The sequence below is a fragment of the Mycobacterium cookii genome (assembly GCF_010727945.1).
GTDB classification, from domain to species: domain Bacteria; phylum Actinomycetota; class Actinomycetes; order Mycobacteriales; family Mycobacteriaceae; genus Mycobacterium; species Mycobacterium cookii.
In genome coordinates, this window is sequence record NZ_AP022569.1 from 4,878,692 (window position 1) to 4,901,393 (window position 22,702).

At 63.7% G+C, this 22,702-nt stretch carries 24 protein-coding genes and 2 pseudogenes; 14 read left to right on the top strand and 12 right to left on the bottom strand.

What is annotated here, in order from left to right:
• Positions 1–33 precede the first annotated feature (33 nt).
• Together G6N27_RS22925 and G6N27_RS22930 are read right to left on the bottom strand one after the other, a co-directional pair.
• Positions 34–1,719 (bottom strand): cation:proton antiporter, encoded by a 1,686-nt coding sequence (locus G6N27_RS22925; protein WP_163780413.1) that lies wholly within the window; start codon positions 1,717–1,719, stop codon positions 34–36.
• 70 nt (positions 1,720–1,789) lie between these two features.
• Complete coding sequence (locus G6N27_RS22930) at positions 1,790–2,251, bottom strand: hypothetical protein (protein ID WP_163780415.1); 462 nt, start codon at positions 2,249–2,251, stop codon at positions 1,790–1,792.
• A gap of 310 nt (positions 2,252–2,561) precedes the next feature.
• Here G6N27_RS22930 and G6N27_RS22935 point away from each other — a divergent pair, with 310 nt between their 5' ends.
• The 6 genes from G6N27_RS22935 to G6N27_RS22960 all read left to right on the top strand — a co-directional run bounded on the left by G6N27_RS22935 (position 2,562) and on the right by G6N27_RS22960 (position 6,306).
• Positions 2,562–2,762, top strand: a complete 201-nt coding sequence (locus G6N27_RS22935) for a cold-shock protein (protein ID WP_163780418.1) — start codon at positions 2,562–2,564, stop codon at positions 2,760–2,762.
• A gap of 67 nt (positions 2,763–2,829) precedes the next feature.
• Positions 2,830–3,261, top strand: a complete 432-nt coding sequence (locus G6N27_RS22940; RefSeq protein ID WP_163780420.1) for a DoxX family protein — start codon at positions 2,830–2,832, stop codon at positions 3,259–3,261.
• A gap of 156 nt (positions 3,262–3,417) precedes the next feature.
• On the top strand, positions 3,418–3,912 hold the full coding sequence (locus G6N27_RS22945) for an SRPBCC family protein (protein WP_163780422.1): 495 nt from the start codon (positions 3,418–3,420) through the stop codon (positions 3,910–3,912).
• Complete coding sequence (locus G6N27_RS22950; protein ID WP_163780424.1) at positions 3,909–5,660, top strand: N-acyl-D-amino-acid deacylase family protein; 1,752 nt, start codon at positions 3,909–3,911, stop codon at positions 5,658–5,660. Before G6N27_RS22945 ends, G6N27_RS22950 begins: the two co-directional genes overlap by 4 nt.
• Before the next feature lie 67 nt (positions 5,661–5,727).
• Positions 5,728–6,096 carry a hypothetical protein gene (locus tag G6N27_RS22955; protein WP_163780426.1) on the top strand — a complete coding sequence of 123 codons (369 nt, stop codon included), beginning with the start codon at positions 5,728–5,730 and terminating at the stop codon, positions 6,094–6,096.
• A gap of 9 nt (positions 6,097–6,105) precedes the next feature.
• Positions 6,106–6,306, top strand: a complete 201-nt coding sequence (locus G6N27_RS22960) for a hypothetical protein (RefSeq protein ID WP_163780428.1) — start codon at positions 6,106–6,108, stop codon at positions 6,304–6,306.
• A 56-nt stretch (positions 6,307–6,362) separates the two neighbouring features.
• On the opposite strand, the gene G6N27_RS22965 is transcribed toward G6N27_RS22960, so the two are convergent.
• The gene (locus G6N27_RS22965; protein WP_232064762.1) at positions 6,363–6,980 is read right to left on the bottom strand and encodes a TetR family transcriptional regulator; all 618 of its coding nucleotides are present in this window, start codon (positions 6,978–6,980) and stop codon (positions 6,363–6,365) included.
• Positions 6,981–7,165: 185 nt separating this feature from the next.
• Here G6N27_RS22965 and G6N27_RS22970 point away from each other — a divergent pair, with 185 nt between their 5' ends.
• From G6N27_RS22970 to G6N27_RS22995, 6 genes are all read left to right on the top strand, one after another.
• On the top strand, positions 7,166–8,032 hold the full coding sequence (locus tag G6N27_RS22970) for an amidohydrolase family protein (protein ID WP_163780430.1): 867 nt from the start codon (positions 7,166–7,168) through the stop codon (positions 8,030–8,032).
• A 6-nt stretch (positions 8,033–8,038) separates the two neighbouring features.
• Positions 8,039–10,255 carry an acyl-CoA dehydrogenase gene (locus tag G6N27_RS22975; protein ID WP_163780432.1) on the top strand — a complete coding sequence of 739 codons (2,217 nt, stop codon included), beginning with the start codon at positions 8,039–8,041 and terminating at the stop codon, positions 10,253–10,255.
• Positions 10,256–10,282: 27 nt separating this feature from the next.
• Entirely contained in the window at positions 10,283–11,476 is a 1,194-nt protein-coding gene (locus tag G6N27_RS22980) for an amidohydrolase family protein (RefSeq protein WP_163780434.1), read from the top strand.
• A 7-nt stretch (positions 11,477–11,483) separates the two neighbouring features.
• The gene (locus tag G6N27_RS22985) at positions 11,484–11,756 is read left to right on the top strand and encodes a hypothetical protein (RefSeq protein ID WP_163780436.1); all 273 of its coding nucleotides are present in this window, start codon (positions 11,484–11,486) and stop codon (positions 11,754–11,756) included.
• Positions 11,757–11,765: 9 nt separating this feature from the next.
• Positions 11,766–13,016 (top strand): cytochrome P450, encoded by a 1,251-nt coding sequence (locus tag G6N27_RS22990; RefSeq protein ID WP_163780438.1) that lies wholly within the window; start codon positions 11,766–11,768, stop codon positions 13,014–13,016.
• A 146-nt stretch (positions 13,017–13,162) separates the two neighbouring features.
• Positions 13,163–14,941 carry an NAD-binding protein gene (locus tag G6N27_RS22995; protein WP_163780440.1) on the top strand — a complete coding sequence of 593 codons (1,779 nt, stop codon included), beginning with the start codon at positions 13,163–13,165 and terminating at the stop codon, positions 14,939–14,941.
• Positions 14,942–14,958: 17 nt separating this feature from the next.
• Here G6N27_RS22995 and G6N27_RS23000 read toward each other — a convergent pair whose 3' ends face one another.
• From G6N27_RS23000 to G6N27_RS25760, 8 genes and pseudogenes are all read right to left on the bottom strand, one after another.
• Positions 14,959–15,141 (bottom strand): hypothetical protein, encoded by a 183-nt coding sequence (locus tag G6N27_RS23000; protein ID WP_163780442.1) that lies wholly within the window; start codon positions 15,139–15,141, stop codon positions 14,959–14,961.
• 168 nt (positions 15,142–15,309) lie between these two features.
• Entirely contained in the window at positions 15,310–16,740 is a 1,431-nt protein-coding gene (gene glnA, locus G6N27_RS23005; RefSeq protein WP_372512954.1) for a type I glutamate--ammonia ligase, read from the bottom strand.
• 102 nt (positions 16,741–16,842) lie between these two features.
• Positions 16,843–17,590, bottom strand: a pseudogene (locus G6N27_RS23010) (glucose 1-dehydrogenase).
• Between the two features lie 21 nt (positions 17,591–17,611).
• A complete protein-coding gene (locus tag G6N27_RS23015; RefSeq protein ID WP_163780446.1) occupies positions 17,612–17,866 on the bottom strand; it encodes a hypothetical protein in 255 nt (84 codons plus the stop codon).
• Positions 17,867–17,914: 48 nt separating this feature from the next.
• A complete protein-coding gene (locus G6N27_RS23020; protein WP_372512953.1) occupies positions 17,915–18,616 on the bottom strand; it encodes a glycoside hydrolase in 702 nt (233 codons plus the stop codon).
• A 68-nt stretch (positions 18,617–18,684) separates the two neighbouring features.
• Entirely contained in the window at positions 18,685–19,101 is a 417-nt protein-coding gene (locus G6N27_RS23025; protein ID WP_163780450.1) for a hypothetical protein, read from the bottom strand.
• A gap of 109 nt (positions 19,102–19,210) precedes the next feature.
• The gene (locus tag G6N27_RS23030; protein WP_163780452.1) at positions 19,211–19,474 is read right to left on the bottom strand and encodes a hypothetical protein; all 264 of its coding nucleotides are present in this window, start codon (positions 19,472–19,474) and stop codon (positions 19,211–19,213) included.
• Positions 19,475–19,667: 193 nt separating this feature from the next.
• Positions 19,668–19,946 (bottom strand): dsRBD fold-containing protein, encoded by a 279-nt coding sequence (locus G6N27_RS25760; protein WP_163780454.1) that lies wholly within the window; start codon positions 19,944–19,946, stop codon positions 19,668–19,670.
• A gap of 147 nt (positions 19,947–20,093) precedes the next feature.
• Between G6N27_RS25760 and G6N27_RS25450 the strand changes: the two are divergent.
• Positions 20,094–20,312 (top strand): annotated as a pseudogene (locus G6N27_RS25450) (class I SAM-dependent methyltransferase); the annotation flags it as partial.
• A 384-nt stretch (positions 20,313–20,696) separates the two neighbouring features.
• Positions 20,697–21,908 carry a cytochrome P450 gene (locus tag G6N27_RS23045; RefSeq protein ID WP_163780458.1) on the top strand — a complete coding sequence of 404 codons (1,212 nt, stop codon included), beginning with the start codon at positions 20,697–20,699 and terminating at the stop codon, positions 21,906–21,908.
• A gap of 187 nt (positions 21,909–22,095) precedes the next feature.
• Here G6N27_RS23045 and G6N27_RS23050 read toward each other — a convergent pair whose 3' ends face one another.
• Positions 22,096–22,662 carry a TetR/AcrR family transcriptional regulator gene (locus G6N27_RS23050; protein WP_163782222.1) on the bottom strand — a complete coding sequence of 189 codons (567 nt, stop codon included), beginning with the start codon at positions 22,660–22,662 and terminating at the stop codon, positions 22,096–22,098.
• Positions 22,663–22,702: the final 40 nt, after the last annotated feature.

The following is a 22,702-nucleotide window of genomic DNA, read 5'->3' on the forward strand; positions in this document are numbered from 1 at the left end:
GGCTGAGCGCCGACGACTGATATGCGGCGGATGTCACCACGGCCTGCTGACTGTGAGCATCCCCTCTTCGTGGTCAAGCGCTCGCCCCAGCGCGCGAAGGCTGCGGTCGGCGAGCAGGCCGGCGTCACGCCAGCGCACCATTTCTTCGCGCTGAGCATCGATTGCCGCGCGCCGAATTTTGAGGAGCGCCTCGTCGTCCGGGAAAGCTGGGAGATCGTCGGCATCGGATACCTCGAGCACATCCAGTTGTTGTTGCTGCGCCGCTAGCCGGGCCGACAGCTGTTGACGCACAACGTCAATGGCGCGGCGGTCGGCGGCTGGAGTGTTCGGGTGATTGAGTTCGTCGAGTCTGTCGAGTGCCGCCCGGATGGCCGCGACGCGCGCCAGTTTCCGGAGCCGCGATTCGTCGGCGGCCTTGACGCGAATACCTAGTGCGCGCGCCAACGGTGCAAATGTGAGGCCCTGCCCGATCAGCGTCACCAGGACAACCACCAGCGTGCAGAACAGCAGCAGATCGCGTTGGGGAAACGGCGCACCGGTGTTGGTCACGAGCGGCACCGTAAAAATTGCGGCGAGGCTGACAACACCGCGGGTGCCGGCCCAACTCAGAACGAATAGCTCACGGCCGCTGAGCCGTTGCGAGTCTCGGTCGGGTGTCGGACCGACTGGCGCTGACGCCGCTGAACCGTCGAACGCCGTGTTCGAAAGATCCCCGAGTCGAGTGTGCAGTGGTCGAGGCAGTATCTGAGTGAGTAGCAACCACAGGGGCCGCACCAACAGCACCACCGCCAGGGTGATTGCGACGGCCACGATGATGATCTCCAGGGAGTAGTCGTCGAGGCCCTTGAGGATGCGCGGTAATTGCTGGCCGATCAGCAAAAACACGAAGCCCTCGAGCAGGAAGTTGACCAGTCGCCAGACCGCGCGGGTCTGCAGTCGACTGGCGCCCGATTCGGACCGCGGTAGGTCATGTCCGACGATGAGTCCGCACACGACCACGGCCAACACCCCGGAGGCCGAGATCTCCTCTGCCACAAGGTAGGCGACAAAGGGCGTGGCGAGTGAGACCGCGTTGAGCGTCAGGATGTCGGACGTCCAGCGGCTCAGCAGACGACGGCACACTGCGATGATCGCGCCGACCGCGAAACCGCCGACCGCTGCCAGTAGGAATTCCTCGACCGCGGCGGGCGCGGAGAAGCCGGCACCACTTGCTGCCGCGATCGCGACCGACAGCGTGGTCAGGGCCGTCGCGTCGTTGAGAAGTCCTTCACCCTCGATGAGCGTGATGATGTTGGGCGGCAGCCCGACTTTGCGGGCCACGGCGAGTGCGGCTACCGGATCCGGTGGCGCAACCGCCGCTCCGAGCACTGTGCCCACCGCGAAGGTTGCGCCGCCGACCAGCAGGCCGAACGCGACGCCGACCGAACAGGCGGTCAGCAACACCAGCGCTACCGACAAGCTGATCACGGCGCGCATGTTGCGCCGGATCGCGACAAGGGAAGATTCCAACGCCGCGTAATAGAGCAACGGCGGCAAAATGCAGTACAACACCGGTTCGGGATGAAGGGCGACGTTTGGCCCGGGCAGAAACGCATAACCGATGCCACCGAGAGCCAGCAACGCCGCGCTGGGCAGGCCGGTCCGTTCAGCGATCCAGTGCACCGCGACGATCACACCGACGGCGCCCAGCAACAGCAGCAGAACTATGTGCAAGCCCATGTCCCCATCATCCCGGTATCTCGGAGTGGGTTGGCGTCTGTCGCCATGAGGCGACTCGGCATCCGGTGCTCTACTGGCCGCAGTGGCCGGCGGCTTGATCGACCGCGATGAGTTCGTCGCCGTTCTTGCCGAAATTGGCCTGCAAGAACTCGTCGGGCTCTTTGTACCAGCCGCCGTATTCGTAAATCATTGTCACGGCGTGTGTCACGCCCATGGTGTCGAAGTGGATGACTGCCCGCTCGGGGCTGTCCATGCGGCCGCCGGATGCCTTCATCGTCAAGCCTGTCGGAGAACACTTTTGGGAAAACTCGACGAACGACTGCTGGGAGATGTTGTCGCGCAGATCTTTTGTGAACAACAACCATTCGCCGGCGAAGTCTCCGGAGGTATGCCGGTCGGCTTTCTCTTGCGCCGCGGCGGTAGCGGCCGCGAGATCCTTCGGCGCTCCTGCAGACGCGCTGGTCGCCGACGGCGTGCTCGGCGCGGGAGTTATTGGTCGCGGGGCTGAGTGACACGCACCGGCGATCAGCACCGCGCACACGGCGATTGTGACGCGACGCCACCGCCGGTTGCCCATGGATTCGCAGGCTACCCGCGTTGCTCCCCAACCGCGCGCCGTCGATCAGCACCACGGTCCTGACCAGATGGGTAACACTTTCTGCAATAGATCGCGTAGTATTGATGGAGTCGAAATTCTAAGTGTTCGTGTTACATACACGCTCGCGCAGAAACTTGGTGCGGGCGTCTCTTTCTCCTTGCAGGGCAAGCCAGAAGCAGCCGTCTGATCATTCGGCCACCGGTCCGCACGGTGCGGACCGGTATCTCTGACATAGGAGAAACAAATGACACAGGGAACTGTGAAGTGGTTCAACGCCGAAAAGGGCTTCGGTTTCATCGCGCGCGAAGAAGGTCCGGATGTCTTCGTGCACTACTCCGAGATCGATGGCGGCGGCTTCCGCAGCCTCGAGGAGAATCAGAAGGTGGAATTCGAGGTCACTCAGGGCGCCAAGGGTCCGCAGGCCAGCAAGGTCCGCGCACTCTGACCGAACCGCGAGGCAACGTAGGCCGTGCCCGCTCTGTATTGAGCGGGTGCGGCTTCTCTCGGTTGGCATGACGCCACCGCGCTCGTGGCCGCGCCGCGTGGCGCGTGTTGGTCTGGGTGCCTTCCTGATATTCACCGGTGTCAGCCATCTGAGCTTCGGACGAACCGCGTTTCGCGCTCAGGTTCCGCCCTGGCTGCCGGTCAACGCCGATGTCGTGATCATCTCCTCCGGCGTCGTCGAAATCGCACTTGGAGCGGCCTTAATCCTGCTGACTCGGCGGCAGATGTCGGTCGGGTGGGCCGCGGCGATCTTCTTCGTTCTGGTGTTCCCCGGCAACATCTCCCAATTCGTCACGCACGCAAGCGCTTTCGGACTCGATTCCGATCTTGCCCGCGGCATCAGGCTAATGTTTCAGCCCCTGTTGGTGATCTGGGCGATGTGGTGCACCGGGGCATGGGCGGCCCTTCGACGGGACAGACGTTCAGCGGACCGGCAATAGCTGTCCGTGGACCATCCACGACAAAACTCAGCGAGAAATCCTTCGCGCCTTTAACGTCGAAATACACCCTGGGCGCCTCGACGACGAGCCAACCTGGAACGGTCGTCGCGACGCGGTGCGTTTCGGACGGAGTGACGTGGACATCGAGCCAAACTGATGCGTGCTTACACCGTGCAATTCGCGGTCGACGCGCCCCCGCGCAGGGTGTGGCGCATCCTGCACCCTCCGCCGCCTCCCGATGCGACCGTCCCCCGGCTCGTCGAATACCCGGCGGGCAGCATGGAGATCTTGTTCGAGGGCGACGAGGCCGGCAAGGGACTGGTACGCACCTGCGTCTTCAACGTTCCCCGCTATCTACTGTCCGGCGGCAAGGCGAGGTCGTGGGAAGTGATCACCGAGGCCAAGGTCAACGAGATCTCGCGTTACGTCGCGATCGGCAAGCCGTTGTGGTCCCGCGCTGAGGGTTACCACCAGCTCGAGGAGCAGCCGGACGGCACCACGGTCCTCACCTTCCACGAGACTTATCACGTCTTCAACCCGGTGCTCCGCGCGCTTCTCGAACGCCGCGTGCATGCCAAGATCTCGGCCGACAACCTGGCCACCTACGAACACGCGCTGGGCTTCGCCGGTAAGACCAGGAGGATGTCGTGAGCTACGACTTGCTCATTCGTGGCGGCACGGTCGTGGACGGAACCGGAGCACCGGCCCGCACCGCCGACGTCGCCGTGAACGACGGCCTGATCGTCGAAGTCGGTCGGGTCGACGGCAGGGCCCGGCGCACCATCGACGCCGACGGGCTCACTGTCACACCGGGATTCGTCGACATCCACACCCATTTTGACGGACAAGCGACCTGGGATCCGCACCTGACGCCGTCGTCCTGGCACGGTGTCACCACCGCGATCATGGGCAACTGCGGCATCGGATTCGCGCCGGTGCACCACGACCGGCACGACTTCCTCATCGAATTGATGGAGGGCGTCGAGGACATCCCGGGCAGCGCATTGGCCGAGGGCATCAACTGGCAGTGGGAATCCTTCGGCGAGTACCTCGATGCCTTGGAGAGAATGCCGCGCGCGGTCGACGTCGGCACCCAGATTCCGCAGGCTGCGTTGCGGGCCTACGTCATGGGCGACCGGGCTCTGGACGCCCCGACCGCCGACGATCTGGCCGCGATGAGCCGAGCCGTCACCGACAGTTTGCATGCCGGCGCGCTCGGTATGTCGTTCGGGCGCACCGCCGGACATCGCAGCGCGAGCGGACAGCCCGTCCCGGGAACGTACTCCGAGGAGGACGAACTCGCCGCCTTGATGGCGGCGATGGCCAAGGCGGGAACCGGTGTCCTGCAGGTGGTTCCGGCCGGGGTGGGCGGCGAGATGGGCGGTGACCAACGGCACTCCATCGACGCCGAAGTGGAGTGGATCTGTCGACTGGGCCAGCAGTTCGGCATACCGCTGACGTTCTTGGCGATGGTCAACGAGCAGGACCCGCACGACTGGCAACGCTGGTTCGCCGACGTACGGACCGCCAACGCCGCGGGCGCCAACGTGCGACCGCAGGTAGCCAGTCGCGCGTTCGGAATGCTGATGGGACACCAGTCGCGGATGAATCCGTTCCGGCATCGACCCAGTTACCGCGCGCTGATGGACCTGCCACTCGAGAAACGCGTTGTGCTGCTGCGGGATCCGGAGTTGAGGGCACGGATTCTGGCTGAGCCACCGGATGCCGGCGACGGCCTGTCGGCCGATCGGCTCAATCGGCACACCTTCAAACGCGTGTATCCGCTAGGGGACCTGCTGGATTACGAGCCGTCGGCCGACAACAGTATCGCCGCGATTGCCGAACGGGAGTGCCGCGATCCGTGGGAAGTCACCTACGACACGTTGCTCGGCGCCGAGGGCCGAGAGTTCCTGCTGTTCCCGTTGCTGAACTATGCCGGCAATGACTATCACCACTTGCACGACATGATGTCGGATCCGGTGAGCCTGCAGGGGCTAGGCGACGCCGGAGCCCACTGTGGCATCGTCTGCGACGCCAGCATGACGACCTATCTGATGTCCTACTGGGTCCGTGATCGGACCCGCGGTCCGCGGATCCCATTGGAGACAGCGGTGCACCGACTCACCGGTGATCCGGCTGCGTTCTACGGCCTCGGCGATCGCGGTGTCCTGGCCCCCGGCCGACGTGCCGACATCAACCTCATCGACCTCGAAAATCTCGGACTGCACTATCCCGAGCTGGTCGAGGACTTGCCCGCCGGTGCGGGCCGCCTCATCCAGCGGTCCGACGGTTACGTCGAGACGCTGGTACGCGGCCAGACCATCGTCGACCACGGCGAGCTCACCGACAACCGGCCAGGCGGTCTGGTCAGAGGAGCTCGCCCTGCGGCGGCTGCCTAACCGGGTGAATTGAGCGACACGCTTTTCATGCCACTCTCGAGCGATTCGGCTGACATATCTTCATGCGATGGGCCGACTTGGTCGAGTGTTGTGCTGGGGGATCCCGTTGCTGGTGGGATTCGCGTTGGCGTCGGCGTGGGTGCTCTCGGGCGGCTTCTTCGCTCCGGGCCACGACGCGTACAGCAAGGTGCCAATCCCCGGCGAGATCACGGTGACGTTGCCGGCCGGACCGGCCCGGCTTTACGTGCAAGAACACGGGTACTTCGGCAAAGGCCGCAGCGCAAGGATCCCGCGTGGTATCGAGGTCAGCTCGCAGCCTGCGGGTGGTGGTGCGCCGCTATCGCTGAACTCGAACACAAATGCGGCGGTGACCACTGTCAATAACGAGTCGTGGAATACCTACGCGGCGTTCGACGTACCGACCGCGGGCATATAACGCATCACGGTGCTCGATCCCCGCCACAACGGAACCTCCCGCCACAGCGTCACGGTCGGCAAAGGCCCGTGGGCGCCGGTGTCACCCTGGTTGTTCGGGCTCGGGATCATGGCCGTCGCGGTCGGCATCGGCTTCACCGCCGACCGAATCCGCATGCGAGTCAACGACGGTCGCGCGGCAGAGCGCCTCGACGGGTCACCGGGGCCATGACCGGTGACTGCGCGATCGGCGCTGACAGCGCTTGAACGTGCGCGGGAGCCGTGCAGCTATCTGTCCGCCAGCAGGACGCGCGCGACCCACTCGACGCGACTCAGCGATTCCTCCAACGTCATCATCCCGGACAGCACCCCGGCAAGAGAACTGCTCAGCGCGGCGTTCAATCCGAACGTGATGTTCGGAATATCCTCCGGTGCAACACCTTCCAGCAGCCTGTTGAACATCTCGGTGTTTGTGCGGTTCATCTGGTCGATCGTTGCCCGGGCCTGGGCGTCGGTCGACGTCGTCGTCTGGAACATCAGCGCGGTCATGTTAGGGCTGCGGTGAAATGCACGCTGCGCGCGACCCAGGTAGTCCAGGATGCCGGGCAATGGATCCCGGCCGGCGTGGCCCACCCGCGACGCGAGGATGCGGCGGGTGAGACGCTTCTGCCAGTCCTCGAGTGCCGCTGCCAGGAGATAGTCCTTGGAGTTGAAGTATCGGTAGACGGTGGCCAGCGCTACTCCGGAGCGCTTGGACACGTCGCGCATCTGCACAGCCTCGGCGCCCACCTCGGCGATCAACTCGATCACCGCTTCGATGATCGTGGCCCGCCGGGCGAGCTGACGGCTGGTCATGTCGGAGAGCGAAACGACGGCGGATTCGGGCCGCGCGACGGGAACGCTCACGACGCGACCTCCGGCTCGGGCCTTCCGGCGGAACAGAACATTCTTCTCGCAAAGATGCCTCACAGCACGACATCTGTCCAGTAAGCGTTCTGTTATCGCAGCTAGAGCGATCGCAAGGCCTTGACACAAGTAGAACCGTGTTTCAGTATGGGTCGACAGCGATGGTGCTCGCGATCGGAGGATTCATGCCCGGACCGGTGGGTCTGCCGGTGATCGACACGATGGTCGGATTTCCGCACGAGGGCTCCGCCCAATACGACTTCATCCGCAAGCAGACCAAGGACCGCGAATCCAAAGAGGACTTCGAGTTTCCGGTCGAGTACATGTTCAAAGACGTGCCGCAGGGACTGTCGACCGACGACCCGGTGTCGCTGGTGCTGCAGCAGATGGACCGGTTCGGCATCGAGAAGGCGATGATCGGGGTCGGCGAGGAGTCCGCGCAGCTGGCGCTCAAGACGTTCCCGGACCGCTTCGTGCCCTCCGGCGCGCTCGTCGATCCCAACGACGTCATGGGCTCGGTGAATGCGATTCGCCGCGAGTACGAGCAGTTCGGCATCCGCGCGACGTCGGTGTTCCCCGCCGGAACCTTTCCGCAAGTACCCATCGACGACCCGAAGATGTACCCCATCTACGCCACCTGCGCCGAACTGGGCATCCCGATCTTCGTCTGCGCCGGCGTTCCCGGTCCGCGTGTTCCCTTTGCGCCGCAAGAAGTCTCACGAATCGATGTCGTGATGTTCGACTTCCCCGACCTGGTCTTCGTCACCCGACACGGTTGCGAGCCGTGGGAGGATCTCGCCGTCAAACTCATGTTGAAGTGGCCCAACTTGTACTACTCGACGTCGGCGTTCGCGCCGAAGTACTACCCGAAGGCCATCATCGACTACGCAAATTCCCGCGGCGCCGACAAGATCCTCTACGCCGGCTATTTCCCGATGGGCCTCTCCCTGGAGCGGATATTCAGCGAGCTGCCCAAGGTCCCCCTGAAAGACGAAGTCTGGCCGAAGTTCTTGTACGGCAACGCCGCCCGCATCCTCGGGCTGGAAGGCTGACAATCGATGACGCTGGCGATCACCGCCGAGCAGGAGCAACTCGTCGACGCCGTGAGGCGTTTCGCTGCCCGACATGCGCCCATCGATAAGACTCGTGCCGCCTTTGACTCGATCGCCGCCGGCGAATTGCCCTCGTGGTGGCCGGAATTCGTCGACAACGGCTTCCACGCAGTACACCTGCCGGGCCATGCCGGCGGCCAGGGTGGCACCCTGGCCGACACGGCCTGTGTGGTCGAGGCGGCCGCCGCGGCGCTGTTGTCCGGTCCGCTGCTGAGTACGGTGACGGCAAGCGCGGTCGCGACTCTTGGCGACGCGTCCGCCAAACCGCTGCTGGTCGACCTGGCTGCGGGGGCAACGGCGGTCGTCGTGCTGCCTGAGCACTGCGACGTTCGCGCCGTATCCGAAGGAAACTCGTGGCGACTCAATGGCGTATCGGACTCCGTATTGGGAATCTCTGCGGCGCAACGTATTCTGCTGCCCGCTCGCACCTCGGTCGGGGATGAACGATGGTTCGTGACCGCGCCGGGTGCGGGCCTGAAAGTCGAATCAAAGCAAGGCACCGACTTGTGCACAGATGTGGGGTTCTTCGAGCTCACTGACCACGTCGTGCCGGACAGCGCGGAGATCTCCGGGATATCGACCGAGCGGGCCCGCTGCGTCGTGGTGGCCCTTGCTGCGTGCGCAGCCGCCGGAGCGGTCCGCCGCTGCGCTGACGCCGCAACCGAATACATCCGCACCCGCGAGCAATTCGGTCGACCCGTCGGCTCTTTCCAGGCGCTGCAGCACAAAGCAGCGACCCTGCTGGTCGACTCCGAACTGGCCGCGTCGGCGGCCTGGGACGCGGTCCGTGCCGAAACAGAGTCGATCGATCAACATCGACTCGCGGCGGCTTCGGCTGCGGTGATGGCGGTGGGTGCGGCACCGGACCTGGTGCTCGACGCGATGCTGATGTTCGGCGCGATCGGCTACACCTGGGAACACGACACCCACCTGTACTGGCGGCGTGCCACCAGTTTGGCGGCGTCACTGGGTCCGATGACCCGCTGGACCCGCGAAGCAGGCGAGCTGGCATGCACGCTGAAGCGTTCCACCGCAATCAATCTCGGCGACGGCGAGGCCGAATTCCGCTCATGGGTGGCCGACACACTGGACCAGGCGCTGGGGTTGTCCAACCATCACTATTCCGGCGACCCCAGGACGCCCGGCTTGGCCACCGGTCCGCAGCGTGACTTGCTGGCGCGGCGGGGGCTGGTGGCGCCAAATCTGCCCGCGCCGTGGGGTGTTGGCGCCTCGGCGGTACAGCAGGTGATCATCGCCGACGAGTTCGACAAGCGACCCGGATTGGTCCGGCCATCGCTCGGGATCGCGGAATGGATTCTCCCGACGATTCTCAACAGTGGATCAGACCTGCAACGTGAGCGATTCGCCTGGCCCGTCGTGCATGGCGTACAGCGCTGGTGCCAGCTGTTCAGCGAGCCCGGCGCCGGCTCGGACTTGGCGTCGCTGTCCACCCGGGCCACCAAGGTCGACGGCGGGTGGCTGATCAACGGGCACAAGATCTGGACATCGCTGGCGGACCGGGCTCAGTTCGGCGCGTTGCTGGCCCGGACCGACCCCGAGGCAAAGAAACACCGCGGCATCGGCTATTTCCTCATCGACATGGCATCGCCGGGCGTCGAGGTCTCGCCGATCAAACAGGCCAGCGGACGCTGGGAGTTCAACGAGGTGTTTCTGACCGATGTCTTCGTGTCCGACGAGATGCTCGTCGGTCAACCCGACGACGGCTGGAGCCTGGCGGTATCGACGATGGCGGTCGAGCGAACGGCCATCGGCAATTACGTCACGATCGACCGGACGAACGTGCTCAGGGAAATCGCCGGAACAACCGGCTCGGAACAGGACGCCGCGCTGCGTGCGCTCGGCGATGTCGAGTCATACAGCACCGCGATCAAAGCCTTGGTGCTGCGCGAAACTCTGCGCCTCGTCGAGGGGCAGGGACCCGGCGCGACGTCCAGCATCGCGAAGTACGCGATGGTCACATTGCTACGCCGCGCGTGGACCGCCACGCTCGACCTCAGCGGTCGTGTCGCGATGCTGGAAAAGTCCGAACCGGCAGTCGTTCAACCGTATTTCGACGCACCCGCCGAACTCCTCGGCGGCGGCACCCCCGAAATCCAGCTGACGGTCATCGCGTCGATGGTCCTTGGCTTGCCGCGCAACTGAATCATTGCTGAGGAAAGGGCACCCACGATGACGACACAGCTTCCTTTCAAGTTCTTCGACTGTGACAACCACTATTACGAAGCCCTCGACGCGTTCACCCGACATATCGATCCGCAGTACAAGAAGCGGGCGATCCAGTGGGCTCAATTGGACGGCAGACAACGTCTTCTCGTCGGCGGCAGGGTCAACAGGTTCATCCCGAATCCGACGTTCGACCCGGTTGGCAAACCCGGTGCGCTCGACGAGTACTTCCGCGGCCGGAACCCCAGAGGTGCGGATTTGAACGCACTGTTCGGCGACTTGGAGCCGATCCCGTCGGCATATCGGGATCGTGACGCGCGACTGGCTTTGATGGACGAACAGGGCATGGCGGGCTGCATCCTGTTGCCCACCCTCGGAGTGGGAATGGAACAGGCGCTGCTGCCAGACCTGGCCGCGACGGTCGCGACGTTCCGGGCGTTCAATCGCTGGATGGACGACGACTGGGGATTCGCTTACAAGGAAAGGATTTTCGCGGCGCCCTACATCACCTTGTGCAAGCCGGACGAGGCGGTCCGGGAGCTCGAGTGGGCACTGGATCGCGACGCGCGTTTCATCGTGATGATTCCCGGCCCGATCACGACGGAGGTCGGCATGCGTGCGCCCGGCGACGCCATGTTCGACCAATTCTGGCAGCTGGCAAACGATTCCGGGATTACCGTGTGCTACCACTCGGGCGAGACGTACTACTCGAAGTTCATGCCGGCCTGGGGCGAATCGGACTACATGATGTCGTTCCAGGCGCTCCTCGGCTTCCGGAGTCTGTTTTCCGGCGATGCCTTGCAGGACACTTTCGCCAATCATCTGCACAAAGGTCTTTTCTTGCGGTTCCCGAATCTGAGGATGGCGTGCATCGAGAGTGGATCGACCTGGGTGTTCCACCTTTTCGAAAAGCTGACCAAGTCCTACGGCCAGATTCCGCAGATCTATCAGGAAGACCCGCGGGAGAGCTTCAAGCGTCATGTGTGGGTGTCGCCGTTTTACGAAGACGAACTGGCCAGCCTGCTCAAACTACTCGGCGAGACTCAGATCATCATGGGTTCGGATTACCCGCACGTCGAAGGCCTGGCCGATCCCGCCTCGTACGTCAAGGACTTGGAGAACTTCGACTACACCCCGGAGCAGTGTCGAACTGTCATGCGCGACAACGGTCTTGCGCTCTCTATCCGCCGCCCGGTGTGACAGTTTTGTGACCGTCAGCAAGCCCAATCTGGTTGCGATGCTTTCCGGGGTCGGCGAGGAGAATGCGGCGGTGCTGCTGTCGCGCTCTGACCTGCCTGACGAGATCGACCTGCAGCGCGACCTCGACTCGTTGTTGGCATGCGGGCTGGACCGCGACCAACTCGACGAGGTCGCGCAGCTGACGAAAGGCGTCGTCGAGTCCGAACGCCGCCAACGTGACGAGACGGAAACCACCATCTCCCGGCGATGGGCTGACCTCGTCGAGCAGTGGCTTCATTAGGGACAGGTAATGACGAAACCGCAACTCCCGCAAGGGTTCAACTTCACCGATCCGGACGTGTATGCGGTGCGGCTGCCGACCGAGGAACTACGCGAGCTGCGGCGAGCAGCGCCCGTGTGGTGGAACGCGCAACCTCCAGGAATCGGGGGATTCAGCGATGGTGGCTACTGGGTGGTGAGCCGGCACCGCGACGTGCGGGAGGTATCGCGGCGCAGCGACGTATTCTCCAGCGCCGAGAACTGCATCGTCCCGCGCTACGTCGACGAGGAGACGGCCCGCGGGCAGATCGAGGCCGGCCGGTTCTCGATGATCAACATGGATGGTTCGCAGCACACCCGAATGCGCAACATCGTGTCGCGGGGTTTCACGCCACGCGCGGTAGATCGCCTACGTCAAGACCTGACGGACCGGGCCCGCCGCATCGTGATGGACGCATCCAGCGCCGGGACCGGAGACTTCGTGGCGCAGGTGGCCAGCGAACTGCCGCTGCAATTGATCGCCGGTCTGCTCGGCGTTCCCTTCGAAGACCGATCGAAGCTTTTTCACTGGACCAACCAGATGGTGGGCGACGAAGACCCCGAGTTCGCCGGGTCCGAAGCCCTGGCGTCGGCCGGTGAGTTGATGTTCTACGGAATGCAACTCGCCGCGCACAAAGCCGACCATCCTGGCGATGACATCGTCACCCAGCTGATCACGGCCGATATCGATGGCCACAAGCTCTCCGATGAAGAGTTCGGATTGTTCATGGTGACGTTGACGATCGCGGGCAATGAGACGACCCGCAACTCCATCACCCAGGGCATGATGGCGTTTCTCGACAACCCGGATCAGTGGGAGACGTTCAAGGAGCGACGCCCGGTGACCGCCGTCGACGAGATCATCCGCTGGGCGACGCCGATCACGGCTTTCCAGCGCACCGCCGTGCGCGATGTCGAGGTCGGCGGCGTCACCGTCAGGCAGGGCGAGCGATTGGCGTTGTTCTACCGGTCGGCCAACTTCGACGAGGATGTGTTCGACGACCCGTTCTCCTTCAACGTGCTGCGAGATCCCAATCCGCACTTGAGTTTCGGCGGCACCGGCGCCCACTACTGCCTGGGGGCCAACCTTGCCCGGATGACCGTCGGGGTGATGTTCAACGCGATCGCCGACCTGACCCCCGACCTCACCGCGCTGGGCCCTCCGGAAAGGTTGCGATCGGGCTGGCTGAATGGGATCAAGCACTGGCAGGTGAACTACTCGTCGTCTATTACTCCCGCGTGACGAGCCCGAGTCGAACGTGTTGCATATGCGACTCCGGTTGCAGGACATCATAGTTGGTTCTCTGCTCAGGTGGCGCTGCGCGGCATTGTGGCCGATAGTCATACCAAGTATGAACCGCTGGTGCCAATGGAGGTGGTGCCCGAACTATGGGCGAAGTCTTCCAATTCCACCGCGAGATCATCGTCTGCGGTGACGACGCGCTGGCGAACACGATCATCGACGAGTTGCGCGGCGCCGGCGCGCGGATCATCCGGATCAACTCCGCCGCCGATCTGCTCGGAGCCGGAGTGCATCGGTCGCGGGCGGTCGTCTGCGCCGGACCCAACGATGCGGTGAACCTCGAGATCGCGCTGCTGGCACGGAGATACAGCCCGAACGTCCGCGTGGTCGCGCGTATCGCCGACAGCGTGCTGCGCGGTGCGGTGGACGCGGTCAGCGGGCCCGGTGCCATCTTGAACGTCGCCGACCTTGCGTCGCCATCGATCGTCGAGGCGGTCTTGTCGCGCAATGCGCATCAGTTCGAGACGGCGGGTATGGAATTCGTCGTCTGGGGATCCGAGGCTCGCAAAGCCGGCACACTGCGCGAGATCTACGGTGATCTGGCCCCCGTTGCAGTGGTCCACGGCAAGAACGCACCTGTCCCCGGCGACATCGTGCCGTGCCCGGGACGCGACCAGAAGGTCTTTCCAGGCGACTGGACCTCGATGATCGGGGTGAAGGACGAACTCGAAGCTCGGGGGATCAACGTGCCGCCGTCGACCGCGACGCGCTCGAGCCAGTCCAGGGTGCGGCACGCGATCGACGCGGTGCGCGCCATGCGGGAGGATGCCAACCCACTGCTCTTTCCCTCGTTGATATTCACCCTCGTGCTGATGTTCGGGGCGACGGCGATGGTGCGTTTCAGCTATGTGAATCCGCGGATGTCGTGGCTCGACGCCCTGTACTTCACCTCCGAGACCATCACCAGTGTCGGCTTCGGCGATTTCAGTTTCGCAGCGCAGTCCTCGGTGCTGCGGATATTTGCCATCGGGCTGATGTTCGGCGGTGTGATGATCACGGCGATACTGGTGGCGATCGTCGCCGACCTGCTGCTGTCGCGCCGCTTCGTCCACACCGCAGGCCTGAGGCGCGCGCGCCGGATGCGGGACCACATCGTGGTTGTCGGGATGGGTTCGACCGGAATCCGGGTCGTCAGAGAACTGACCGCGAATGGGTACGACGTGGTTGTCATCGAGCAAGACGAAAACAACCGATTCCTTTCCACCCTGGCCGACCTCGACGTGCCGGTGATCTTCGGAGACTCGACGATGCACCAGACGCTGCAATCCGCGCGCGTCGATCACTGCCGCGGAATCGCCGTCATGACCCAGGACGACATGGAGAACATCCGAACCGGCATCGTGTTGCTGGAGATCCTCGGGCCCGATACCAAGCAACCGATCGTGATGCGTGTTCAAGGGCGTGCGCTCAGCGCCGCGGTCAGTCAGCAGTTCGGCTTCGAAAACGTGCGCTCTATCGTCGATTTGGCGGCGCCGTGGTTCATCGGCGCCGCGATGGGCCTGAAGGTGCTGGGCACGTTCTGGGTCGGTCAGCGCTCCTTCATGGTCGGCGCGATGTTGGTGGCCGAGGGCAGTGAGCTCGACGGGCTGAAGATGGTCGACATGTCGACGCAAACCCGCGTCATCGCGATCACTCGCCCGGAGGGTGCGGTGAGCCTGCGGCCACGACGCAATTCCCAGTTGCGCGCCGGCGACACGGTTTATCTGATCGGCCCGTATCGCGAGCTGATCGCGACATTGCGTAAGGGTCAGCCGCCGCCGATCACCGCGATCAACGGTGATAGCGCGTTGGCGCTCGCGGCCGCGCGCGGCACACAGCGCCCGGAGGCGCGTCGGCCGCGGTGGGCGCCCGATCCCGTCGAGTGAGAGCGGTGGGCTGGAACTCAGGCCGCTTCTGTGCCGACCGCCTGCGTGACAGTCACACTTCGGAAGTGCTCGATGCCGTTTTCGTCCGTCAAATCTCGTATGACTTCGGCCAATTTGGTTCGCACTTCACTGGGTGACGAGTACTGCGTGATCGCGCGCGCGCCGTCATCGAACTCAATAGTCACCTGGTAGTTGCACACGGCGAGCCTCCTCATGCCGATTCGGTTGCTCAACGCTAACCCGAAAGCATCAGATGCGCCCACCGAATAGCTGTGAAACCGCTGAACATTCGGCTGATCTCGATCGTCGTATGGCTCTGCGGACCTTGGGACGACGACGTTGCTTGGCGACACCTTGCGCTCGATCTGTCACACGTCGTAGTACAGGGCGAATTCGTACGGCGTGGGATGCAGGTTGTACGGCGCAAGCTCGTAATCGCGTTTGTAGTTGATCCACGTCGCGATCAGGTCGGGCGTGAAAACGCCTCCCTCGGTGAGGTATTGGTGGTCTTCCTCCAGCCGGTCGATCACCGCGGACAGCTGGGTCGGAGCCTGCGGAATGTCGGCGGCTTCTTCCGGCGGCAACTCGTAGAGGTCTTTGTCGATCGGGGGAGGCGGCTCGATCTTGTTTTTGATGCCGTCCAGGCCGGCCATCATCATCGCCGCGAATGACAGGTAGGGGTTGCCCGACGCGTCGGGACATCGGAATTCGAGTCGCTTGGCCTTGGGGTTGTTGCCGGTGATCGGGATGCGAACGCAGGCCGAGCGATTGCGCTGGCTGTAGACCAGGTTGATCGGTGCTTCATAGCCGGGCACCAGGCGCTTGTAGGAGTTGACCGTGGGATTGGTGAAGGCCAGCAGCGACGGGGCGTGATAGAGCAGCCCGCCGATGTAGTGCCGCGCCATGTCCGACAGACCGGCGTACCCCGCAGCGTCGTAGAACAGCGGGACGCCGTCCTTCCATAGTGATTGGTGCGAGTGCATGCCGGAGCCGTTGTCGCCGAACAGCGGTTTGGGCATGAACGTGACGGACTTGCCGGCCTGCCATGCGGTCTGCTTGACGATGTACTTGAACATCTGGTGGTCGTCGGCCGCGTGCAGCAGCGTGTTGAACTTGTAGTTGATCTCGGCCTGACCGCCACTGCCCACCTCGTGGTGGCCTTTCTCCAGACAGAAGCCCGCGTTGGTCAGGTGGGTGAGCATGACGTCACGCAGGTCGACGTAGTGGTCGGCGGGGGCTACCGGGAAATACCCGCCCTTCGGGCGGACTTTGTGGCCCAGGTTGGGGCTGCCGTCCGGCTCGGTTTCCGCTCCGGTGTTCCACCACCCAGATGTCGCGTCCACTTTGTAGAACGATTCATTGGTGCGCGAGTCGAAGCTGACCGAATCGAAAATGTAGAACTCGGCTTCTGGGCCGAAATAAGCGGTGTCGGCGATGCCAGAGCTGATCAGGTAATTCTCTGCTTTGCGGGCAACATTGCGCGGATCGCGAGAGTACAACTCGAGGGTGAAGGGGTCGTGCACGGAGAAATTCACGATCAGCGTTTTGGCAGTGCGGAACGGGTCGATGGTCGCGGTTTCCGGATCGGGAAGCAGCAGCATGTCGGATTCGTGGATCGACTGGAATCCGCGAATCGATGAGCCGTCGAATGCCAGACCTTCCTCGAACACGGTCTCGTCGAAGGCATAAATCGGAATGGTGAAGTGCTGCATTGTGCCCGGCAGATCGCAGAAGCGGACATCGACGTACTCGATGTGCTCGTCTTTGGCGAGTTTGAAGATGTCGTCGGGCGTGGACACGGCTACCCCTTTGCTTGGCGAAACCGCGCCGTCGCGGCGTGCCACAATTCACGCACGCCGTGACACTTTCCGCATCCGGGGCGAACAACTCCGCGACGGTTGCTAGGACGTCAGATCTTTGCGGGGGGTGTCCGCGGTGACTCCGCCGTCGACGACGAACTCCGAGCCCGTCGAATATGAGGATTCGTCGCTGGCCAAATAGAGCACGAGATTGGACACCTCGATCGGCTCCGCGGGCCGGCCGAGCGGTGCGGCGACGATGTCGTCGGGAAAATGAGCCGTCATGGGTGTGCGTACCAATCCGGGGTGCACCGAGTTGACCCGGATGTTGTAACGCCCCAGTTCGATGGCTGTCGACTTGGTCAGTCCAACGTACTGCCCATTTGGAGGCTACGTAGGCGTGCGCGAACGGGGCGCCCCGCAGCCCTTCGATCGACGAGATGTTGATGATCGAGCCTCCGCCGGACCGGATCATCTCGTCCACCACGGCCTGGGTGCCAAGGAAGGTGCCGGTCAGATTGACGTCGAGGGTGTGGCGCCAGCGTTCGAGTTCGAATTTGCGCACGGTCTTGCGGCCCGCGACGCCGGCATTGTTGACCAGGACGTTGAGATGCCCGTACCGCCGCACCGTTTCGGCGACGGCCGAGGTCCACTGCTCGGGCTGGGTCACGTCGAGACGCAGGTAATGTGCGTCGTCGCCGATTTGCTCCGCGACCGCGCGACCTTCGTCGTCGAGTACGTCGCCGATCACTACCTTGGCCCCTTGGCTGACCAGCAGGCGCGCATGTTCGGCGCCCATCCCGCGGGCACCGCCGGTGATTAGCGCGACCTTGCCGTCGACCCGCCCCACGGCGAATCTCCCTTTACCGGCTCAGCCGCCGTAGGTGGGGCCTTGTACTCCGTTGGTCCAGGTCGTGCACTTGTTGCCGGTGCAGCACGTCTCCTGTAACTGCGGGTCTTGCCCGAAATGCGCGCTCACCTGGCTCTGCGAGTACTGACCACCGGAACTCTTGCACTTGTCCTCGATGTCTGTCTGCGCGTGAGCGAAAGGTGCGGCCAGGATCATCGCCGCAGCCGGGATGGCGAAGGTGGCCGCAGGAATCATGGTGAAGACCGGGCGTTTCATATTTCTCCGTTGCTCTGGGTGTTGCGCCAGTTTAGCGACTCGGCGCAATCAGGCCGGCGGCGTCGGCGTCATCGATCCGATGTAGTAGATCTCGTGACCGGTCGGATAGCCGCCGCCGTCGGTGGCTATGTGGACATGGTCGTAGTGATTGGCGGTTTCGTTGCCCATGTTGGCCGTCCAACTCGGCTTGCCGATTCCGGGATAGATCTTCTGCCGCCAGATCACATGGTCGATACCCCACCGTTTGGCGTTCGCCAGGGCGTATCCGGCGATCTGATCGCCGAGTTCGATGCCTTCAGGGCTGGTGTGGTCCGGGATCATCACGTCGATCGCCAACCCGCTGGGATGCCACCGCAACGCGTCCTGGCGATACCCGCCGATCGTGGCGATCTGGGGGAACAACAGGCTGATGGCACGGGCTGCCCAGATGGTCTTGACCTGCAGACCACTTTCCGGCGCGACACCGGTGGGGAGTGCGAATTGGAAGCTTTGGGCGGCGGCGGGTGCGTCGGCGGCCAACGATTGCACCTCGGCGGCACTGGCAATCCGTGGCGGTCCCGCGACCGGCACGGCGGCAGGCGCGGGTTGCGGGCTCGGTGCGGGCGCAGCGATCGGCGCGGTGGCCGCGACCTTCTTGACGCAGCAGTGTGGCTCGGTGCCCTGGGCGTAGAGCATGCCGGCCGACACGACCAGCGCGCCACCGAACGCCAGCCAGCGACCCCGGCTGCTGGCTGACCGGTTTGTGCTCACGAGCAGCACTTTAATGTTGTGTCAGGCGCCGCGTGGCAACTTTCCCCAGGTATCAGCGGTCTATCAGATCAATAGATGACCGGCGAGAAGGCCGCCGAATTGCCGGTGCCCTGGCAAGTCACGTCGACGGCATAGTGCCCGCCGATCTGCTGGAAGATGATCGTGATCGGCGCCGACGGATTCGGCCCAGTGACAGTCGTCTGGCGATTGTAGGGAAATGCCGGGGTGCCCTGAACTCCCACTGCGTGGTATTGGCAGAACTCGGTCACACCTTCGGGGTTTCGGCTGTCGACGACCGTTGCGAATATGGCGCCGCCGCCACCGCCGTAGATGACTTGCATGCTGTTGTCGCTGTTGTAGAAATATGTCGGCTCGGTTGCCGACGCAGTGCCCGCGCCCGCAAAGAGCATGAGCGGCAGCGACATTGCCGCAATGGAGCCGATCGACATTGCGCGCCGCACCGCGATGTTCCGATGTCTTGTCATATTCAGCTCCTGCTCCCGTCGAACCAACGCCTCACTGCATCTTATTTGCGCAGCGACAGTGGGTACCCGATTCGCGACGAGCTACAACCCGGCCGTGTTTGCTCGAGCGCTAGAAAAGCCGCTGCAGCTCCGCCGAGGGCCGGGGGCGTCGTTGGGCCGCTTCGGGGGCGAAGATGACGTGCGATGGGTTATAGGTGGGCGTTCGGTGCGCGGGCGGCGTCGCATGTTTGCGGGCGGCGCGCTCGCGATCACGCTCGACGCCGGATTCGATGAAGTCGGCAGCGATCAGCCATGCGGCGCAAAACGCCACCGCGATACCGAACTCCAGCGGTGAGCCGGCGGTCAGTGCCACCAGCGCGCAGGCGCCTGACACGACAGACATTGTGATGGCCCAGATGTGAAGTGAGGTCCGGCGCGTGGGCGTGTCCATCGCGTCCTCCTTTTGCAGTCAGTAACCGTGACCTCAATGTTTCGTGATTGTGACCGCCTAGAAGAGGGCCTCACGTCACAGTCGACGAGGGCCGATGGCCCCGACGAATGGACCAAAGTCCCAGCAGGCAACGGACTCAGCGCACGACCGTCAGGCGGGCGGCGCCTCGCGAGATTGCGGCGTGTGCCGCCAGCTGGTCTGCAAGGTCCGATAGCGCACGCGCAGTTGCCATTTCCTGGCGGGCATGGTCATTGAGGTAATCGGACGGGTGCCGATAGGCGACCCCGGTCTCAGCCAGATTCCTTCCGGCCCAAGCCAACTCGACTCTGGTGTGGGTGCGCCCCGCACTCTCGCTGATCGAGACATGCATGGTCGATGGCGTCGCAGTGTGCGTGGGGGGACCGCTGGGATGCATCGTCGTGAGCCTCCGTGAATGTCTTGCTTCGAGCCTAGAGACGGCAAAATCGGGCTATAGGGTCGTTTGTCACCACCATCGTCGCCTTTGGGCATCATTCGGTCGCGGGCGCCGCTCTCCATACGCGCTGAGCTAGACCGTCACACCATGACTCATCCCGCGCCGGAAGCCTTTCGCCACTACTCCGGGTCGTATGAAAGCCTCTACCGCGGAGGGCCTGCGTTTCCGGGTGCGCCCGCGCCGACGGCCATCCCGTGGGACATCCGGCAGGCTCAGCCGCGGCTCATGGAACTCGAAGCGCTCGGTGCAATCACCGGGCAGGTGCTCGACGCCGGCTGCGGACTCGGCGACAACGCGATTTACCTGGACACTTTGCAAAGCACCGGGTGGCACATCGACTTTCTGGGGCCGGCCACATTTGTGTGCAACGCGGCAGGTTTCACCGGCAGCTTCGGCAAGCTGCCAGAGACCCTGCTGGAGCATCTGCCACCCGGGCTCGCCGGGCAGATGCGCCAGCTGGGCGAACGAATGGCCACCATCGTGCCGCTGCTCGACGACGGCCTCATCAACCTGCCGTGCAACGTCGTTCATGCGACGAAAGCCAATCCATAACCAGCGGCGACGCCGACCCTTGACGAGCTCCGCACGGGGCTGCTAGACATGGCTTGCGCCCGGAATTGGGCGATCGCCCAATGTTTGTCTGCGGAGGTTTCCCGATGGGCCGGATGGACGGCACGAAGGACGGTATCGATGACCACTGTTGATGAGGCACACGAGACCGACGTCTACTACGACCCCTACGACACGGGGATCAACAATGACCCGTATCCGACCTATGCGCGGCTGCGCGAGGAATCGCCGATCTACTACAACAAGAAGTACGACTTCTGGGCGATATCAAGGCATTCCGATGTCGAGCAGGCGCTGGCGAACTGGCAGACCTTCTCCAGTCGTCGCAGCGACATTCTCGAGTTGGTGAAGTCGGAATTCGACATGCCGCGCGGCGTGATGATGTTCCAGGACCCACCTGAGCATTCGATGCTGCGCGGCCTGATGTCACGGGTCTTCACCCCCCGCCGGATGGCCGAGATCGAAGATCAAATTCGGGCCTACTGCGTCGGATGCCTCGACCCACTGGTTGGGTCCGACGGATTCGACATCATCGCCGAACTCGCGTCGATGATGCCGATGCGGGTGATCGGCATGCTGCTGGGAATACCAGAGTCCGAACAGATCTCGGTTCGCGACGCCAACGACGCCAACCTGCGCACCAAACCAGGCGCACCGCTCAAGATCGCCAACGCCGACTCCATTGCCGACGGCCGGATCTACGCGGACTACGTCGAATGGCGGTCCAAGAACCCGTCCGACGACTTGATGACGACGCTGCTCAACGTCGAGTTCGACGACGAGAACGGCGTGCACCGCAAGCTGACCCGTAAAGAGGTGCTGCACTACACCCAGGTGGTTGCCGGCGCGGGCAACGAGACGACGGGCCGGCTGATCGGCTGGCTGGCGAAGGTTCTCGCCGAGCACCCCGACCAGCGGTGTGAGATCGAGCAGGATCGATCGCTGCTGAATCGGACGGTCGACGAGACTCTGCGCTTCGAGCCCACTGGGCCGCACGTCGCCCGTTGGATGGCAAAGGATTTCGAGTGTTACGGCACGACGGTCCCGGCGGGCAGCGCCATGTTGCTGTTGTTCGGCGCGGCCAACCGCGACCCGCGGCGCTACACCGACCCGGACAGCTTCAACATCCACCGCGACAACATCTCGCACATCACTTTCGGCAAGGGCGTGCACTATTGCCTCGGCGCCAACCTCGCCCGGCTGGAAGGCCGCGTCGCGCTGGACGAGATTCTCAACCGCTGGCCAGAGTGGGGAATCGACTACGACACAGCGCAACTCGCGTCGACGTCCACCGTCCGTGGCTGGGAGCGGTTGCGAATCACCTTGCCTTAGGGGAGCGTGGTTCCAAGATCCCACGCGCCACGGATCCTCCGGTATGGGCTTTCTGCCCGCCTCCCAGCGACAACCATTGCACGACGCGCTGCTTCGCGGGAAGATCGTCCCGTTTGTCGCTATGAGGTGGGCAAAAAGACACTCTCTGCTCTGCGGGGAGGCGAGTGACCGGTGGGGACGGCCGTCTTTAACGCGACTGGGCGCCCCGACGCGCTTTCGGTTGCGGCATCTCGAACCGGTCGAGCATTCGGTGCACCAGCGCGATCGCTTCGTCGTGACCGCCGACGGTGCCGAGCCCTTGTTCGAGAATAAGGGTGCGGCCGATCGCGGCGATGACGACCGCCAGTGCGGCGGGCGGGAATTCGTCGGTGTCGATGTCGTGTTCGCGGACGATGAAGTTCAGTGCGGTGATCTGCTGTTCGCGCCAGCGCTCGGACCAGGCGGCGATCTCCGCTCGGATCTCCTTGCGGTGGTTGGCAAGCCCCATGAACTCCAGCAACAGTCGGGTGTCCTTGGGCGCGATCAGAGTCTCCCAGAACGCGTGCAGCGGACGGTCGGAGGCCAGCGCCTTCTGTTGCCGATCCAGATAAACCGTGGCGCCGATGCGGAAGACCGCCAGATACAGATCGTCCATCGTGGGGAAGTAGTAATGCACGAGAGCCGGTTTCACGCCGGCCTGAGCCGCGACGCGACGTGAGGTGGCAGCGGCGTAGCCCTCTTCGACCATGATCTGAGTCGTCGCCGCGATCAGCATGTCGCGCGTGGTGGAGTCGCGGGCCTTCGGGCGCGCGGAT